General features: G+C 62.1%; 12 protein-coding genes. 7 read left to right on the top strand and 5 right to left on the bottom strand.

The window, feature by feature from the left end; genetic code table 11:
* Positions 1-91: 91 nt before the first annotated feature.
* Entirely contained in the window at positions 92-4045 is a 3954-nt protein-coding gene (gene putA / locus CFII68_RS23875) for a trifunctional transcriptional regulator/proline dehydrogenase/L-glutamate gamma-semialdehyde dehydrogenase (RefSeq protein WP_018601290.1), read from the top strand.
* A gap of 286 nt (positions 4046-4331) precedes the next feature.
* The gene (locus CFII68_RS23865) at positions 4332-6134 is read left to right on the top strand and encodes an acyl-CoA dehydrogenase (protein ID WP_018601294.1); all 1803 of its coding nucleotides are present in this window, start codon (positions 4332-4334) and stop codon (positions 6132-6134) included.
* Positions 6135-6356: 222 nt separating this feature from the next.
* Here CFII68_RS23865 and CFII68_RS23860 read toward each other — a convergent pair whose 3' ends face one another.
* Together CFII68_RS23860 and CFII68_RS23855 are read right to left on the bottom strand one after the other, a co-directional pair.
* On the bottom strand, positions 6357-6659 hold the full coding sequence (locus CFII68_RS23860) for a cell division protein ZapA (RefSeq protein ID WP_018601295.1): 303 nt from the start codon (positions 6657-6659) through the stop codon (positions 6357-6359).
* The gene (locus CFII68_RS23855) at positions 6656-6886 is read right to left on the bottom strand and encodes a hypothetical protein (protein WP_018601297.1); all 231 of its coding nucleotides are present in this window, start codon (positions 6884-6886) and stop codon (positions 6656-6658) included. The genes CFII68_RS23860 and CFII68_RS23855 overlap by 4 nt, the downstream gene beginning before the upstream one ends.
* 258 nt (positions 6887-7144) lie before the next feature.
* Here CFII68_RS23855 and CFII68_RS23850 point away from each other — a divergent pair, with 258 nt between their 5' ends.
* The 5 genes from CFII68_RS23850 to CFII68_RS23830 all read left to right on the top strand — a co-directional run bounded on the left by CFII68_RS23850 (position 7145) and on the right by CFII68_RS23830 (position 16531).
* On the top strand, positions 7145-8770 hold the full coding sequence (locus CFII68_RS23850) for a methyl-accepting chemotaxis protein (RefSeq protein WP_033062382.1): 1626 nt from the start codon (positions 7145-7147) through the stop codon (positions 8768-8770).
* Between the two features lie 290 nt (positions 8771-9060).
* A complete protein-coding gene (locus CFII68_RS23845; RefSeq protein WP_018601302.1) occupies positions 9061-10803 on the top strand; it encodes a potassium/proton antiporter in 1743 nt (580 codons plus the stop codon).
* A 34-nt stretch (positions 10804-10837) separates the two neighbouring features.
* On the top strand, positions 10838-14200 hold the full coding sequence (gene mscK, locus CFII68_RS23840) for a mechanosensitive channel MscK (protein WP_018601304.1): 3363 nt from the start codon (positions 10838-10840) through the stop codon (positions 14198-14200).
* A gap of 36 nt (positions 14201-14236) precedes the next feature.
* A complete protein-coding gene (gene selO, locus CFII68_RS23835; RefSeq protein ID WP_018601306.1) occupies positions 14237-15700 on the top strand; it encodes a protein adenylyltransferase SelO in 1464 nt (487 codons plus the stop codon).
* A gap of 522 nt (positions 15701-16222) precedes the next feature.
* The gene (locus CFII68_RS23830) at positions 16223-16531 is read left to right on the top strand and encodes a DUF6124 family protein (RefSeq protein WP_018601308.1); all 309 of its coding nucleotides are present in this window, start codon (positions 16223-16225) and stop codon (positions 16529-16531) included.
* 177 nt (positions 16532-16708) lie between these two features.
* Here CFII68_RS23830 and CFII68_RS23825 read toward each other — a convergent pair whose 3' ends face one another.
* The 3 genes from CFII68_RS23825 to CFII68_RS23815 all read right to left on the bottom strand — a co-directional run bounded on the left by CFII68_RS23825 (position 16709) and on the right by CFII68_RS23815 (position 17847).
* Positions 16709-17110 carry a type II toxin-antitoxin system HigA family antitoxin gene (locus CFII68_RS23825; protein WP_018601310.1) on the bottom strand — a complete coding sequence of 134 codons (402 nt, stop codon included), beginning with the start codon at positions 17108-17110 and terminating at the stop codon, positions 16709-16711.
* Complete coding sequence (locus CFII68_RS23820; RefSeq protein ID WP_018601313.1) at positions 17107-17403, bottom strand: type II toxin-antitoxin system HigB family toxin; 297 nt, start codon at positions 17401-17403, stop codon at positions 17107-17109. The genes CFII68_RS23825 and CFII68_RS23820 overlap by 4 nt, the downstream gene beginning before the upstream one ends.
* Before the next feature lie 165 nt (positions 17404-17568).
* Entirely contained in the window at positions 17569-17847 is a 279-nt protein-coding gene (locus tag CFII68_RS23815; RefSeq protein ID WP_018601315.1) for a hypothetical protein, read from the bottom strand.
* Positions 17848-18013 lie beyond the last annotated feature (166 nt).

Below are 18013 nucleotides of genomic sequence, written 5' to 3' on the forward strand. Positions count from 1 at the left end.
GGGTTGCACCCGGTTGCACCTCAATCATCCCGCAGCTAATCTTGCCGCCAGCTGATGCCACGCCATACGTGGTAAACATGAGGATAAAAATATGGCTACCACCACCCTTGGGGTCAAACTTGATGACCCGACCCGCGAACGCCTCAAGGCGGCCGCAACCTCGATTGATCGCACGCCGCACTGGCTGATCAAGCAGGCAATTTTCAATTACCTGGAAAAACTCGAGGGTGGTGCAACCCTGACCGAGCTGAACGGTTCACCTCGCACCGACAGCGACGATGCTGGCGATGTGCAGGTCGACCATGCTCACCAATGCTTCCTCGAATTTGCCGAGAGCATCCTGCCGCAATCGGTCCTGCGCGCCTCCATCACCGCCGCTTACCGTCGCCCTGAGCCGGAAGTGGTGCCGATGCTGATCGAGCAGGCCCGCCTGCCGGCGCAAATGGCCGAAGCCACCAACAAGTTGGCCGCCTCCATTGCGGAAAAACTGCGCAACCAGAAAAGTGCCGGCGGCCGTGCCGGTATCGTTCAGGGCTTGCTGCAGGAATTTTCCCTGTCGTCCCAGGAAGGCGTGGCGCTGATGTGCCTGGCCGAGGCGCTGCTGCGCATTCCGGACAAAGGCACCCGTGATGCGCTGATCCGCGACAAGATCAGCACCGGCAACTGGCAGCCACACTTGGGCAACAGCCCGTCGCTGTTCGTCAACGCCGCCACCTGGGGCCTGCTGCTGACCGGCAAGCTGGTCGCCACCCATAACGAAGCGGGCCTGACCTCCTCCCTGAGCCGCATCATCGGCAAGAGCGGCGAGCCGATGATCCGCAAGGGCGTCGACATGGCCATGCGCCTGATGGGCGAACAGTTCGTCACCGGCGAAACCATCGCCGAAGCCCTGGCCAACGCCAGCAAGTTCGAAGCCAAGGGCTTCCGTTATTCCTACGACATGCTGGGTGAAGCCGCACTCACCGAACACGATGCGCAGAAGTACCTGGCCTCGTACGAACAAGCCATCCATTCGATCGGCAAAGCGTCCCATGGCCGTGGGATTTATGAAGGCCCGGGCATTTCCATCAAGCTCTCCGCCCTGCACCCGCGTTACAGCCGCGCCCAGTACGAGCGCGTCATGGAAGAGCTGTACCCGCGCCTGCTGTCGCTGACCCTGCTGGCCAAGCAATACGACATCGGCCTGAATATCGACGCCGAGGAAGCCGACCGCCTCGAACTGTCGCTGGATCTGCTGGAGCGCCTGTGCTTCGAGCCGCAACTGACCGGCTGGAACGGCATCGGCTTCGTGATCCAGGCCTACCAGAAGCGCTGCCCGTATGTGATCGACTACGTCATCGACCTGGCCCGCCGCAGCCGCCACCGCCTGATGATTCGCCTGGTCAAAGGCGCGTACTGGGACAGCGAGATCAAGCGCGCCCAGGTCGAAGGCCTGGAAGGCTATCCGGTCTATACCCGCAAGGTGTACACCGACGTGTCCTACATCGCTTGCGCGCGCAAGCTGCTGTCGGTGCCGGAAGTCATCTACCCGCAGTTCGCCACGCACAACGCCCATACCCTGGCAGCCATCTACCACATCGCCGGCCAGAACTATTACCCGGGCCAGTACGAATTCCAGTGCCTGCACGGCATGGGTGAACCGCTGTACGAACAGGTTGTAGGCAAGGTTTCCGAAGGCAAGCTGAACCGTCCGTGCCGTGTGTACGCACCGGTCGGCACCCACGAAACACTGCTGGCCTACCTGGTACGTCGCCTGCTGGAAAACGGCGCGAACACGTCGTTCGTCAACCGTATCGCTGACCAGTCCATTTCGATTCAGGAGCTGGTGGCCGATCCAGTGGCCAGCATCGAGCAGATGGCGACGCTGGAAGGCGGTTTCGGCCTGCCGCACCCGCGCATCCCACTGCCGCGCGACCTGTATGGCAGCGACCGCGCCAACTCCAGCGGCATCGACCTGGCCAACGAGCATCGTTTGGCGTCGCTGTCCTGCGCCCTGCTTGCCACTGCCCATAACGATTGGAAAGCCGTGCCGATGCTCGGCTGTGCTGCCAGCGAAGAAACCCCGGCAGCGGTACTGAACCCCTCCGATCACCGCGACGTGGTCGGCCATGTGCAGGAAGCCACGGTTGCCGACGTCGACAACGCCATTCAATGCGCCCTCAACGCCGCACCGATCTGGCAGGCAACGCCGCCAGCCGAGCGCGCCGCGATCCTCGAGCGTGCCGCCGACCTGATGGAAGGCGAGATCCAGCCGCTGATGGGCCTGCTGGCCCGCGAAGCCGGCAAGACCTTCGCCAACGCCATCGCCGAAGTGCGTGAAGCCGTGGATTTCCTGCGCTACTACGCGGTGCAGGCGCGCAACGATTTCACCAACGATGCCCACCGCCCACTGGGTCCGGTGGTCTGCATCAGCCCGTGGAACTTCCCGCTGGCGATTTTCAGCGGCCAGGTCGCCGCTGCCCTGGCCGCCGGCAACCCGGTATTGGCCAAACCCGCCGAGCAGACGCCATTGGTGGCTGCCCAGGCGGTGCGCCTGATGCTCGAAGCCGGCATTCCGGAAGGCGTGCTGCAACTGCTGCCGGGGCGCGGCGAAACCGTCGGTGCCCGCCTGGTGGGTGACGAGCGGGTCAAAGGCGTGATGTTCACCGGCTCCACCGAAGTCGCTCGCCTGCTGCAACGCAACATCGCCGGTCGCCTGGACAACCAGGGCCGGCCGATCCCGCTGATCGCCGAAACCGGCGGCCAGAACGCCATGATCGTCGACTCCTCGGCGCTGACCGAACAAGTGGTCATCGACGTGGTGTCGTCGGCCTTCGACAGTGCCGGCCAGCGTTGCTCGGCCCTGCGGGTCCTGTGCCTGCAGGAAGATTCCGCCGACCGCGTCATCGAAATGCTCAAGGGTGCCATGGCCGAATCGCGCCTCGGCAACCCCGAGCGCCTGTCCGTGGACATCGGCCCGGTGATCGACGCCGAAGCCAAGGCCGGCATCGAGAAGCACATCCAGGCCATGCGCGACAAAGGTCGCACCGTGTACCAGATGGCAATCGCCGACAGCGACGAGTGCAAGCGCGGCACCTTTGTGATGCCGACCCTGATCGAGCTGGAAAGCTTCGATGAACTGCAACGCGAGATCTTCGGTCCGGTGTTGCACGTGGTGCGCTACAAGCGCAAGGAACTGGATCAGTTGATCAACCAGATCAACGCTTCCGGCTACGGCCTGACCCTGGGTGTGCACACGCGCATCGACGAGACCATCGCCAAGGTCATCGACAATGTGCATGCGGGCAACGTCTACGTGAACCGCAACATCGTTGGTGCCGTGGTGGGTGTGCAGCCGTTTGGTGGCGAAGGCCTGTCGGGCACCGGTCCCAAGGCCGGCGGTCCGCTGTACCTGTACCGCCTGCTGTCGACACGTCCTACCGATGCGATCCAGCAATCCTTCGCCCGTGGTGATGCCCTCACCGCGCCGGACCTGCGTTTGCGCGACGCCATGAGCAAACCGCTGACCGCGCTGCAAGCCTGGGCCGACAGCCAGAAGCTCGCCGAGCTGAGTGCCGTGTGCGTGCAATTCGCAGCCCAGTCGCAAAGCGGTATTACCCGGACCCTGACCGGCCCGACCGGCGAGCGCAACAGCTACGCCATCCTGCCGCGCGAGCACGTGTTGTGCCTGGCCGACGTGGAAGGCGACCTGCTGACGCAACTGGCGGCCGTACTGGCCGTGGGCGGCTCGGCCGTGTGGCCGGAAACCGATACCAGCAAGGCCTTGTTCGCACGCTTGCCGAAAGACCTGCAGGCACGCATCCAGCGGGTGGCCGACTGGACCAAGGACGATGTGCTGTTCGACGCGGTCCTGCATCACGGCGATTCAGACCAGCTGCGCGGCGTTTGCCAGCAGGTAGCCAAGCGCGCCGGCGCCATCGTCGGGGTCCATGGCCTGTCCCAGGGCGAAACCAGCGTGGCGCTGGAGCGCCTGGTGATCGAGCGGGCCTTGAGCGTCAACACCGCGGCGGCGGGTGGTAACGCCAGCTTGATGACTATCGGCTAACCCGCTGTAGACCAGGCACCTGCAAGGGGTGCCTGGCAATCCAATCCCTGTGGGAGCGAGCTTTGTGGGAGCAAAGCTTGCTCGCGATCCAGGCGCTGCGGTCCTCGAGAGACCGCGGCGTTTTCATCGCGGGCAAGCCTTGCTCCCACAAAGCCTGATCCCACAGAGCTCGCTCCCACATTGGGATTAGTGTCGCCCGCACCTCTGCATCACTACCATCAATCATCCTGTTCAGCCTCCATTCCCACGCCTAGACTCGGCCCATCCCCAAAAAAGGTAAGCCGCCATGTCCGAGACGCTGCTCAGTTCCCGCAATCTGGCTTTCGAGCTGTATGAAGTCCTCGATGCCGAGGGCCTGACCCAGCGCGAGCGGTTTGCCGAGCACAATCGCGAAACCTTCGACGCCGCCATCGGTACGGCCCGCAGCATCGCCGAGAAATTTTTCGCACCCCACAACCGCAAGAACGATGAAAACGAACCGCGCTACGAGAACGGCGAGGCGATTCTGATTCCCGAGGTGAAACCGGCGGTGGACGCCTTCCTCGAGGCGGGCTTTCTCAACGCCGCACGCAGCTTCGAGGCGGGCGGCATGCAACTGCCGACGTTGCTGTCCCAGGCCTGCTTCGCGCACTTCCAGTCGGCCAACGCCGCTTCGACCTCTTATCCGTTCCTGACCATGGGCGCGGCGAACCTGATCGAGAGCTTCGGCAGCGAGGAGCAGAAGCAACGCTTCCTGCAACCGATGATCGACGGTCGTTTCTTCGGCACCATGGCCCTGACCGAGCCCCATGCAGGCTCTTCGCTGTCGGATATTCGTACGCGCGCGGAGCCTGCATCTGACGGCACCTATCGACTCAAAGGCAACAAGATCTTCATTTCTGGCGGCGATCATCCGTTGTCGGAAAACATCGTGCACATGGTCCTGGCGAAATTGCCGGACGCGCCGCCGGGCGTGAAAGGCATTTCGCTGTTTATCGTGCCCAAGTTCCTGGTCAACGACGACGGCAGCCTCGGCCAGCGCAACGACGTGCTATTGGCCGGGCTGTTCCACAAGATGGGCTGGCGTGGCACCACCTCCACCGCGCTGAACTTCGGCGACAACGGCGAATGTGTCGGTTACCTCGTAGGCAAACCGCACCACGGCCTGAGCTACATGTTCCAGATGATGAACGAGGCGCGGATCGGCGTCGGCATGGGCGCGGTGATGCTCGGTTACGCCGGCTACCTGTATTCCCTGGAATACGCCCGCGAACGCCCGCAGGGCCGGGTGCCCGACAGCAAGGACCCGACCACCGCCCCCGTGGCGATCATCCAGCACGCCGATGTGCGCCGCATGCTGCTGACCCAGAAGGCCTACGTCGAAGGTTCGTTTGACCTGGGCCTCTACGCAGCACGGCTGTTCGACGACACCACCACCCTGGACAGCGAAGCCGAGCGTCGGCGCGCCCATGAGTTGCTGGACCTGCTGACCCCCATCGTCAAATCCTGGCCCTCAGAGTTCTGCCTGAAAGCCAACGAACTAGCGATCCAGATTCTGGGGGGCCACGGCTACACCCGCGAATACCCGGTGGAGCAGTATTACCGCGACAACCGCCTGAACCCGATCCATGAAGGCACCCACGGCATCCAGTCCCTGGACCTACTGGGGCGCAAACTGGCGCAGAACGGCGGTGCCGGGCTCAAGCAATTGATCCGGCTGGTGGCCGACACCACCGAACGCGCCCAGGCGCACGCGTCACTGACGCCGTTACGCCAGCCGCTGGAAGCGCTGGTGGCGCGCCTGCAAACCGTCACCCTCGGCCTGCTGACGGACCTGGCCCAGGGCAAGGTCAACAGCAGCCTCGCCAACTCGGCGCTGTACCTGAAGGTGTTTGGGCACATGGTGATCGGCTGGCGCTGGCTGGAGCAGGCGATTCGTGCCGAGGAAGGCTTGGCCAAGGGGAATGCCGCAGACAGCGATTTCTATAAAGGCAAGCTGCAAGCGGCACGCTACTTCCTGACCTGGGAAGTGCCGGGTTGTCATCATGAACTGGCGATTCTTGAGGCGCGGGATGATACGTGCCTGGGGATGCGGGATGAGTGGTTCTGAGCCGGGTCATGCAGCGGGGCTGAAATCCAATCGCGAGCAGGCTCGCTCCCACAGGGGGCAAGGGGTGAACGCAGATTTTGTGTTCACCAATATCTAACTGTGGGAGCGGGCTTGCTCGCGAAGGCGGTGGATCAGACAGATCATTTGCGACTGAAATACCGCTTTCGCGAGCAAGCCCGCTCCCACAATTTAATCACCGTCAACCTTTGGCCTTCATAGGTTTCAGGCCTGCTGAATGGTCTTGGCAATCACATCGACCGTGGCGCTGACTTGCTCTTGGTAACGGTCGAGTTCCGCTTGATGTTGCTTCTGCATTTCCATCTGCTGCGAACACAGGTTCATGGCCGCCAATACCAACAGGCGATCACCGATCAATGTCGGGTATTTCCTTTTCGTGTCGGCCAGTGCGGCCTTGAGCATGGCAGCGGCGTCCAACAGGGCCTGTTCCTGCCCGGTCGGCGCTTTGATTGAATAGTCTTCTCCCAGGATCGAGATGACTGTCACCCCATCGGCGCCGTGCTTCATGCGCTGACAGGCCCGGCGCTGGCGCGCTCGATCAAGGCCTGGATGCGGGCGGCGGTGGTGCCATGCAATTCTTCCTGTTCCATCAGGCTCAGTTGCAGGCTTTCGTTTTCATCCTTGGCCTTGGCAAGTTCCGCGCCCAGGGTTTCGTTCAGGCCGGTGAGGTGACGGTTCTGTTGCACCAGGTCGTTGACCAGTTGCTCCAGTTGGCTGAGGGATGTTTCCAACATATTGATTTCCAGGCATTTCAAGGGGCGCGTACGATAAAGAAAAGTCCCCGCCAATGCCACGCTTTACGGGGTGGCAGGGCTTTTCCGGCGAGTTTTAGAGACTGCGAATGAGGAATCTGGTTCCGACCCTTCGTCGCACCGCCAACTTTGCTGTGTGACAAAAGCACGCATGTCACTCAAGACTTTAGTCGTATGACCGATAAGTCATGGAACAGCAGTCATAGCCCCGCACGGACGCGGCTACTTCCGGTACTTTCCATGTCTCTACGTAATATGAACATCGCGCCTCGGGCATTCCTTGGGTTTGCCCTGATCGGCGCCCTGATGCTCGCCCTCGGGGTGTTTGCCCTGACCCAGATGAGCAAAATCCGTGATTCGGGCGAAAGCATCGCCCAGAACAGCGTACCCAGCATCAAGGCCCTGAATGAGTTCACCCAACTGACCCTGCGCCTGCGCGTGCTGTCCTATCGCTTGCTGGTCAACCGCGAATCGGACGTCCAGCAGAAAACACTGGACCTGCTCGAGCAGCGCAACCAGCAGATTCGCGCGGCCCAGGCCGCCTATGAAAAGCTTATCAGCGCCCCGGAAGAACGGGCCGCCTACGACCAGTATGGGCAATTGCTGGGGCAGTACCGCCAGCTCGAAGATCAGATGAAAAGCCTGTCGCGCAACAATCAGGTTGATGAGCTGCGGACGCTGATCAACACCCAGGTGTTAAGCAACTCCGATGCGATCAACGCTGTGCTCGACCGTCTGATAGACATCAACAACCAACAAGCCGAGGCCTTCAATCAGGGGGCGACACAGCAATACTCAACGGCCTTCAACTGGGTCGTCGCGCTGCTGATCATCGCTACCGGCCTGACCCTGCTGTTCGCCTGGCTGCTGACCAACAGCATCACCAAGCCGATTGCCAACGCGCTGGATGCCGCCGAGGAAATCGCCAAGGGCAACCTGACCCGCCCGATTGTCGTCGATGGCAGCGACGAAGCCGGTCGCCTGCTGCGGGCGATGTCGACCATGCAGGAAAAACTGCGCGACACCTTGCAGCGGATCTCAGGGTCGGCCACACAACTTGCGTCGGCGGCCGAAGAGCTCAACGCCGTCACCGACGAAAGTGCTCGCGGCCTGACCCAGCAGAACAACGAAATCGAGCAGGCCGCCACCGCGGTCAACGAGATGACCAGCGCCGTGGAAGAAGTCGCGCGCAATGCGGTGAGCACCTCCGAAGCCTCGAAAAACGCCACCACCTCCGCAGGTGACGGCCGCGACCTGGTGCAGGAAACCGTCAGCGCCATCGAACGCATGAGCGCCGATGTGCAAAGCACTGCCGCCTTGATCGGCAACCTGGCCGATGAGTCCCGCGACATCGGCAAGGTGCTGGACGTGATCCGCGGCCTGGCCGACCAGACCAACCTGCTGGCGCTGAACGCCGCCATCGAAGCCGCCCGTGCCGGTGAGGCCGGTCGTGGTTTTGCCGTGGTCGCCGACGAAGTCCGCGCCCTGGCCCACCGCACCCAACAGTCGACCAGCGAGATCGAGCGCATGATCGGCAGCATCCAGAGCGGCACCGAACACGCCGTGGATTCGATGCGCAACAGCACCGAACGCGCGGAGTCGACGCTGAACATCGCTCGCGGTGCCGGCATGTCCCTGGACACGATCAACACCGCCATCGTCGAGATCAACGAACGCAACCTGGTGATCGCCAGCGCCGCCGAAGAACAGGCCCAGGTCGCCCGTGAAGTGGACCGCAACCTGGTGAACATCCGCGACCTGTCGGTGCAGTCAGCCACCGGCGCCAACCAGACCAGCGCCGCCAGCGCCGAACTGTCGCGCCTGGCCGTGGATTTGAACAGCATGGTTGGGCGGTTCAGCCTTTAATCCACGCAGCTGTTGATGATGATCGTTCCCACGCTCCGCGTGGGAATGCAGCCGGGGACGCTCCGCGTCCCAAAAGCCGAACGCGGAGCGTCCGTAGATGCATTCCCACGCAGAGCGTGGGAACGAGCGGAGCGTCCGTCGAGGCGTTCCCACGCAGAGCGTGGGAACGATCAGCTCCCCTCCCTCCCAACCTTTTTTGACAGCATCACATTTCAACAGGTTAGAATCGCTGGCACGCAGACTGCATGGTCAGTCTGCGCCCGCCCCTCAGTATTCCCGGAGTAACGCCTTTGACTGCAACGACCATCAACAGCCTGTTCTTGATCGGCGCGTTGCTGGTAGGTGCGAGCATCCTGGTGAGTTCTCTTTCGTCCCGCCTGGGCATCCCGATCCTGGTGATCATCCTGGCCGTGGGCATGGTGGCCGGTGTCGACGGCGCCGGTATTCTTTTCGACAATTACGCCACGGCCTACCTGGTCGGCAACCTCGCATTGGCAGTCATCCTGTTGGACGGTGGCTTGCGCACGCGGGTGTCGAGCTTTCGCGTGGCGCTGTGGCCGGCGTTGTCGCTGGCCACGGTCGGGGTGTTGATCACCACCGGACTGACCGGCCTGGCGGCGGCGTGGCTGTTCAACCTGAACCTGATCCAGGGCCTGCTGATCGGCGCCATCGTCGGCTCGACCGATGCCGCGGCAGTGTTTTCGCTGCTGGGCGGCAAGGGCTTGAACGAACGGGTCAGCGCCACCCTCGAGATCGAATCCGGCAGCAACGACCCCATGGCGGTATTCCTCACCGTCACCCTGATCGGCATGCTCGCCAGTGGCGAAACTGGCCTGCACTGGAGCCTGCTGGGGCATCTGATGCGCGAGTTCGGTATCGGCGCGGTGATTGGCCTGGGCGGTGGCTGGCTGATGCTGCAATTGGTCAATCGCATCAACCTGGCCAACGGCCTGTACCCGATCCTGGTCATCAGCGGCGGCCTGGCCGTGTTCGCCCTGACCAACGCCCTGCACGGCAGTGGCTTCCTCGCGGTGTACCTGTGCGGCCTGGTGATCGGCAACCGTCCGGTGCGCAGCCGCCACGGTATCTTGCATATGCTCGATGGCATGGCCTGGCTGGCGCAGATCGGGATGTTCCTGGTGCTGGGGCTGCTGGTCACGCCCCACGACCTGCTGCCCATCGCCCTGCCCGCCCTGGGCCTGGCGTTGTGGATGATCCTGTTTGCCCGCCCACTGTCGGTCATGGTCGGCCTGTTGCCGTTCAAGGCGTTCCACGGTCGCGAAAAAGCTTTTATCTCCTGGGTCGGCCTGCGCGGCGCGGTGCCGATCATCCTCGCGGTGTTCCCGTTGATGGCCGGGCTGCCCCACGCCCAGCTCTATTTCAACCTGGCGTTCTTTATCGTGCTGGTCTCGCTGCTGGTGCAGGGCACGAGCCTGCCATGGGTCGCCAAATTACTGCATGTGACCGTCCCGCCCGAGCCGCTGCCGATTTCCCGGGCGGCGCTGGAAGTCCACGTCACCAGTGAGTGGGAGTTGTTCATTTATCGCCTGGGCAAGGAAAAATGGTGCATCGGCTCGCCCCTGCGGGACCTGAAAATGCCCGAAGGCACACGCATCGCTGCCCTGTTTCGGGGCCAGCAACTGCTCCATCCGTCGGGTAGTACCGTGCTGGAAGTCGATGATTTGCTGTGTGTTATCGGCCATGAACACGATTTGCCGGCCCTTGGAAAACTGTTCAGCCAAGCGCCGCAACGGGGCCTGGATTTGCGTTTCTTCGGCGACTTCGTACTTGAAGGAGACGCCCAGCTGGCCGCGGTTGCGGCGCTGTACGGGTTGAAGCTGGAAGGCATCGATCCGGACATGTCCCTGGGGCGTTTCATTGCCCAGAAAGTCGGCGGTGCGCCAGTGGTCGGCGACCAGGTGGATTGGAACAACACCCTATGGACCGTCGCGGCCATGGACGGGAACAAGATCGGCAAAGTGGGCGTCAGATTCCCCGAAGGAAGTCGCCCGGGTCCCGGCTTGTTCCTCTAAACTGCTCCCACTCTCACTTGCTTGACCGGTCTCTATGCCTACCCTGCGCTCCTTTTTCGCCATCGCCCTGCTGGGCCTGAGTCTCTCCGTCTGCACACTGCAAGCCGCAGACCTTCCTGCCAGCACCTCGGTGCAGGCCAGCCTGGACAAGATCGCCGACCGAAAACTGCCGGAAGCCGACCAGAAAGCCCTGCAGGCCGTCTTGCAGGGCACGCTGACCCAGCTCAACAACAAGGCCGACTACGAACAGAAGCTGCAGACGCTCAAGCAGCAACTGGCCACTGCGCCCAAGCAGAACATCGAGAACCAGCGCGAGCTGGCGCGGCTCAAGGGCACCACAGTGGTGCCGGTGGCGCAACGCTATGCCAACCTGCCGATTCCCCAGCTCGAGCAAATGCTCTCGGATCGCTCCACCCAGCAGGGTGATCTGCAAAAAGCCCTGGCCGATGCCAACAGCCTGATCATCACCGCCCAGACCCGCCCCGAGCGCGCCCAGGCGGAAATTTCCAGCAGCCAGACCCGCATCCAGCAGATCAACGCCATCCTCAAGGCCGGCCGAGACGCCGGCAAGACCTTGAGCGCCGAGCAGCGCGACCAGCTCAACGCCGAGCTGGCGGCGCTCAATGCGCTGATTCCGCTGCGTCGCCAGGAGCTGGCCGGCAACAGCCAACTGCAGGACCTGGGCAACGGTCAGCACGATTTGCTGATGGAAAAAATCGCCCGCACGGAGCAGGAAATCCAGGACCTGCAAAACCTGATCAACCAGAAGCGCCTGGCCCAGTCCCAGGAAACGGTGACCCAGCAATCCATCGAAGCCCAGAAGGCCGGTGGCAGCAGCCTGTTGGCGACCGAAAGCGCGGCCAACCTGAAGCTCTCCGACTACCTGCTCAAAAGCACCGACCGCCTCAACGAGGTCACCCAGCAGAACTTGCGGACCAAGCAACTGCTGGACAGCGTCACCCAGACCGACGCCGCCCTGGACGAGCAGATCAGCGTACTCAAGGGCAGCCTGCTGCTCTCCAAGATCCTCTACAAACAGCGCCAGACCTTGCCGCGCCTGAAGCTGGACCAGAACCTGGCCGACCAGATCGCCGACATCCGCCTGTACCAGTTCGAAGTCAGCCAACAGCGTGAGCTGTTGAACAATCCCAGCGCCTATGTCGACAGCCTGCTGGCCTCCCAGCCATCGGAACAAGCCACGCCGCAATTGCGCAAGACCTTGCTGGAACTGGCCCTGACCCGCGTCGACCTGCTGGAACGCCTGAACCGCGAGTTGAGTGCGGTACTCAACGAATCCATCACCTTGCAGCTCAACCAGAAGCAACTGCTCAGCACCGCCCAGAACCTGCGGGCGACCCTCGAAGAGCAGATGTTCTGGATTCCCAGCAACAAACCGCTGGATTTCGAATGGATGCGTGCGGTGCCGGTGCGCCTGGAAAAGCAGATCGACTCGCTGCCCTGGGCTTCGAGCCTCAGTGAGCTGGCCGATGGCCTGACCCAGCGGCCACTGCTGTTCCTGCCCCTGGCGCTGCTGATCGGCGCACTGCTGTGGCGGCGCAAGAATCTCTATGCTCGCCTGAACAAGGTTCACCAGGACGTCGGTCACTTCAAGCGCGACAGCCAGTGGCACACCCCCCAGGCGATCCTGATCAATATCCTCCTGGCGATGCCAGTGGCCCTGGCGCTGACCCTCTGCGGCTACGCCTTGCAGATCGACGCCCGCGGCCAGAACGCCAACCTCGGGGCGGCGCTGCTGCAGATCGGCCAGGCCTGGCTGGTGTTCTACACCGCCTATCGGGTGTTGGCGCCGGGCGGCGTGGCCGAGTTGCATTTCCGCTGGGAGAAACCCCAGGTCGAATTCCTCCAGGGCTGGATCCGCCGGCTCGGGCTGGTGGTGTTGGCGTTGGTGGCAGTGGTGGCCGTGGCCGAGTTGCAACCCTCGACCCTGGCCGATGACGTGCTCGGCATGCCGGTGGTGCTGACCTGCTACGCGCTGATGGCGTGGTTGCTCAGCCGTCTGCTGCTGAGCAGCCCGACCCACAAGAACACGTCGCTGTTCCGCAAGGCGGTCGGGGTGCTGTTCACCGCGCTGCCGATCGCGCTGTTCGTGGCGGTGTGCTTCGGCTACTACTACACCGCACTGAAACTCAGCGACCGGTTGATCAACACCCTGTACCTGCTGATGTTCTGGCTGGTGATCGAGGCCACCTTCGTCCGTGGCCTGTCGGTGGCAGCGCGGCGCCTGGCCTACCAGCGTGCCCTGACCAAGCGCCAGGCCGCCAAGGAAGCCGGCGACGGCGAAGCGGTGGTCGAGGAGCCGACCCTGGACATCGAGAAGGTCAACGAGCAGTCCCTGCGCCTGATCCGCCTGGCCCTGCTGGGCGGTTTCATGGCTGCGCTGTACTGGGTCTGGTCGGACCTGATCAGCGTGTTCTCCTACCTGGACAACATCACCCTCTACGAATACACCAGCGGTACCGGCGTCAACATGAGCATGGTGCCCATCAGCATCGGTGACATGCTCGGCGCGCTGATCATCATCGGCATCACCTTCGCCCTGGCGCGCAACCTGCCGGGCCTGCTGGAAGTGTTCGTGCTGTCGAAGCTGAACCTGGCCCAGGGCAGTGCCTATGCCACCACCACGCTGCTGTCCTATGTGATCGCCGGCTTCGGTTTCGTCACCACCCTGTCCACCCTGGGCGTGAGCTGGGACAAACTGCAATGGCTGGTGGCCGCGCTGTCGGTGGGCCTGGGCTTCGGCATGCAGGAGATCTTCGCCAACTTCATCTCCGGGATCATGATCCTGTTCGAACGCCCGGTGCGCATCGGCGACACCATCACCATCGGCAACCTGTCGGGCACGGTCAGCAAGATCCGCATTCGTGCGACCACCATCACCGACTTCGACCGCAAGGACATCATCGTCCCGAACAAGACCTTCATCACCGGGCAACTGATCAACTGGTCGCTGACCGACACCGTCACCCGGGTGACCCTGAAACTGGGCGTGGACTACGGCTCGGACCTGGACCGGGTACGCGAATTGCTGCTCAAGGCCGCTCGTGACAACCCGCGCGTGCTGAAGGAACCGGAACCGATCGTGTACTTCCTGAACTTCGGTGAAAGTACCCTGGACCATGAGCTGCGCATGCACGTACGCGACCTCGGTGACCGCAACCCGGTGCTGGACGAGATCAACCGCTTCATCAACCGTGAGTTCAAGAAGGAGCACATCAACATCTCCTTCCGGCAGATGGAAATCTATCTGAAGAACCTTCAGGGCCAGGAGTACAAGCTGGTGCCCGCCGAGCCCGAGCACAAAACCCTCGGGCCCGTGCCCTCGGCCGTAGCCAGCATCAAACCGGTGCCAGAGCCGCCGCAAGACACACTCGACTGATGCACGCTGCCTGAGGGCGGCGCGCCGGAGACGGCCATGAAAACGCTGGAAACCTTGACCTTCGATAACCGTTTCGCCCGCCTGGGCGACGGCTTATCGACCCACGTGCTGCCCGAGCCCATCGACAATCCGCGACTGGTAGTCGCCAGCCCGGCGGCCATGGCGCTGCTGGACCTGGACCCGGCGCAAGCCCAGGCACCGCTGTTTGCCGAGATCTTTGGCGGCCACAAGTTGTGGGCCGAAACCGAGCCCCGGGCGATGGTGTATTCCGGGCATCAGTTCGGTCACTACAACCCGCAATTGGGCGATGGCCGTGGGTTGCTGCTGGGCGAGGTGTACAACGAGGCCGGCGAGCACTGGGACCTGCACCTCAAGGGCGCCGGCCAGACGCCATTCTCACGGATGGGCGACGGGCGCGCGGTGCTGCGCTCCTCGATCCGCGAATTCCTCGCCTCCGAAGCCCTTCACGCCCTGGGCATCCCCACCACCCGTGCCTTGTGCGTGATCGGCTCCGACACCCCGGTGTGGCGCGAAAAGCAGGAGCGCGCCGCCATGGTGCTGCGCCTGGCGCCCAGCCATGTGCGCTTCGGGCATTTCGAATATTTCTACTACACCAAGAAACCCGAGCTGCATGCGGCCCTCGCCGAGCATGTGTTGAACCTGCATTTTGCCGAGTGCCGTGAGCAGCCGGAGCCGTACCTGGCGATGTTCCGCGAAATCGTCGAGCGCAACGCCGAGCTGATTGCGAAATGGCAGGCCTACGGCTTCTGTCACGGCGTGATGAACACCGACAACATGTCGATCCTGGGCATCACCTTCGACTTCGGGCCGTTCGCCTTCCTCGACGACTTCGACGCCAACTTCATCTGCAACCACTCCGATGACCAGGGCCGCTACTCATTCAGCAACCAGGTGCCCATCGGCCAGTGGAACCTCAGCGCCCTGGCCCAGGCCCTGACGCCGTTCATCAGCGTCGACGCCCTGCGTGAAACCCTTGGTTTGTACTTGCCGCTGTACCAGGCCCATTACCTGGACCTGATGCGCCGCCGTCTCGGCCTGACCTGCGCCGAGGAAGATGACCAGACGTTGCTGGAGCGCCTACTGCAATTGATGCAGAACAGCGGCGTCGACTACAGCCTGTTCTTCCGCCGCCTGGGCGACCAGGCACCCGAGCAAGCCGTCGCCACCCTGCGCGATGACTTCGTCGACCTCAAGGGCTTCGACGCCTGGGGCGAACTCTACGTCGCCCGCGTCAACCGCGAAGGCCCCGTCGACCAAGACCAACGCCGCGCCCGCATGCACGCCGTCAACCCGCTGTACGTGCTGCGCAACTACCTGGCGCAGAAAGCCATCGACGCCGCCGAATCCGGCGACTACGAAGAAGTCCGCCGCCTGCACACCGTGTTGAGCAAGCCGTTCGAAGAACAACCGGGCATGGACAGCTACGCACAACGCCCGCCGGAGTGGGGCAAGCATCTGGAGATCAGTTGCTCGTCGTAACCCTTCCTCGCCGCAGGTTCGGGGTTGCCCTGCAACATAGAATCTCCCACAGGGGTTGGGTGTTGCCGTAAATATCGCGATCACACAGCCACCCTTGTGGGAGCGAGCTTGCTCGCGATGGCGATCTTCAATTCACCACATGAAGCCAATCCACTCCCCTTGACGATCACCGCGTTTATTTCGATGTAGGACCATTCAGGAGCAGGCTACGCCGCCTTGCGCCATTGCCTACAACTACGCCAGAATCCGCCGGCTTGTGCGCCTTGGGGTCGGGCTTTATCGTTTTCCCCGTCGCTGAAAATCAGCGATCGGGTTTAGCGATCCGACTCAACACAGACGCAACAATGCCCAGTCTCGATTGCAGTCTTTTACGTCTGCAACTCGCTTAATGGTGGCTGTGCGTGGGAGACCTTCTGGTCTACCCGGGGTTTCTGTGACCCGGATCGCTAACCTGCGTACAGCCGCCACCTTTACTTGTTTAGCGATAGGTCGTGGTGGCTCAACCAATCACGGAGATTCACCATGTTCAAAGCAACCCCCAATCCGCCCGATACCGATCCAGCCAATAAAAACTCAAAAGAATTCGACGAAACTGCTGACCGCGTCCTCGACTACTACCTCAACCCAAAACCCAGCAAACCCGAGGCCGATCCAGGCCAACTGTTCACCGTCGTCAATGGCGTCGACACCGAAACCCTGCTCGCCAACCTCAGCGAAAACCTGGCCTCGGCCAACGCCATGGTCAGTGACCTGGCGTTCGATTTGGAAGGCCCCAAGCGGCACATTGCCCTGGGCATTCAGCAGTTGATCGAACTGAGCAGCTCCCGCTGAGCCGTAGGAGCGTGTAGGAGCTGTGTAGGAGCTGTCGAGTGCAACGAGGCTGCGATCTTTCCCCAAACACTTGAGTCTCAAGCGAAAGATCAAAAGATCAAAAGATCGCAGCCTTCGGCAACTCCTACAGAACCGAGCGGGAGCAAGCTCCCTCGCCACAGTTAGTGCGCCAAACCATCAAATAAAGGTCTCAACCGATACGCCGAAGCGCTCCGCCAGCCAGCGGATCTGCCTTAAATTGAGCTGGCGCTTGCCGCTCAATATCTCCGACACCACCGACTGGGTGCCGACACCCGGCAAGTCGCTCTGGCTCATCCCATGCTCGCGCATCAGATAGCGAAGTGTCTCGACGCCACTGGCCTTGGGCATTGGCCGATGTTGGTGATCCCAGGCCTCAATCCATTCACCGATGATGTCCACCAGGCTCATCAGAGGATGGGCTTCTTCTTCGCCAATCAATTCCAACAATTCATCGAGCGCTGCGACCAACCGGTCGTAATCCTCTTCGCTCCTGGGTTTGCGCAGCAGGGGCGACACAAACTCCCAATGGGCGGCGACTTGTTCGATCAGTGCACTCATCCCTTTTCCTCCTTCCACCTGCCTCTGTCGTATTCCCGATGGTCAAGCACGCATTTGATATACAGACGCTGCGCTCGGTATCGAATCACCGCAATCAGCCGCAACTTGTTTCCACCGATGTCAAACACGTGCAGCGGACCGACCTTGTCGGTTGCCGGAAATATGGATTTCATCGCTGCGAAATCAGCCGGGCTATTGCGCTTGATCAGCCGATACCATTGATCCAACGCATTCGCTGAATGTGGCCATGTCTCCTTGGCCTCCCAAATGCGTTTCTCAGTGATCACATGCATGCAACGTCCTTATCGCATTTTGCTATGGGGAAGTTAAACACAAATCTGGCGCATCGCAAATTGCGATAGCGCCAGTTAGACAAATGGTTAGTTCTTGCTGGTTTCCAGCCTAGTCGCCAAAAGCTTTAGGTCTCGGTAAGAAATGTGAGCAGATATGAGTCCTGCTCACCCAACCTTATCGTTCCCCTGCTCAGGCGTCTCGATGCCCGGTTCCGTCTCGGCACCCTCTTCGCCAACCGGTTTGGCCGGCGTTTTTTTCTCCGGGTAACCGGGCATGCCGCGGGCGTCTTCAGGGGTCAGTTCATCCCGGTCGTGGCGGCGGTCGGTGGCGTAGGACGGGGCGGCGTTGGGGTCCTCGTCGCGGCCGGCGGTGCCGAGTACGAAGCCGTCATCGTTGGGGTTGTCCACTGTTTGGGGAGTGGCTGGGTCTTGAGGATGGCTCATGGGACCTCCTGGGATTGCAAACAGGTACGTGGTGTCTTTTTGAGGCCGTGACACCTTTTCAGTGCGGCGCACCTGATGAATGGCAGCCTTGAGTACAAGCCCCACAATGGGATTGGAGTACGAGAGGGAGAGCCAGCCGGCTATCAGGCCGCCTCGCGAGCAAGCT

It is taken from the genome of Pseudomonas sp. CFII68, assembly GCF_000416195.1.
GTDB classification, from domain to species: Bacteria; Pseudomonadota; Gammaproteobacteria; order Pseudomonadales; family Pseudomonadaceae; genus Aquipseudomonas; species Aquipseudomonas kilonensis.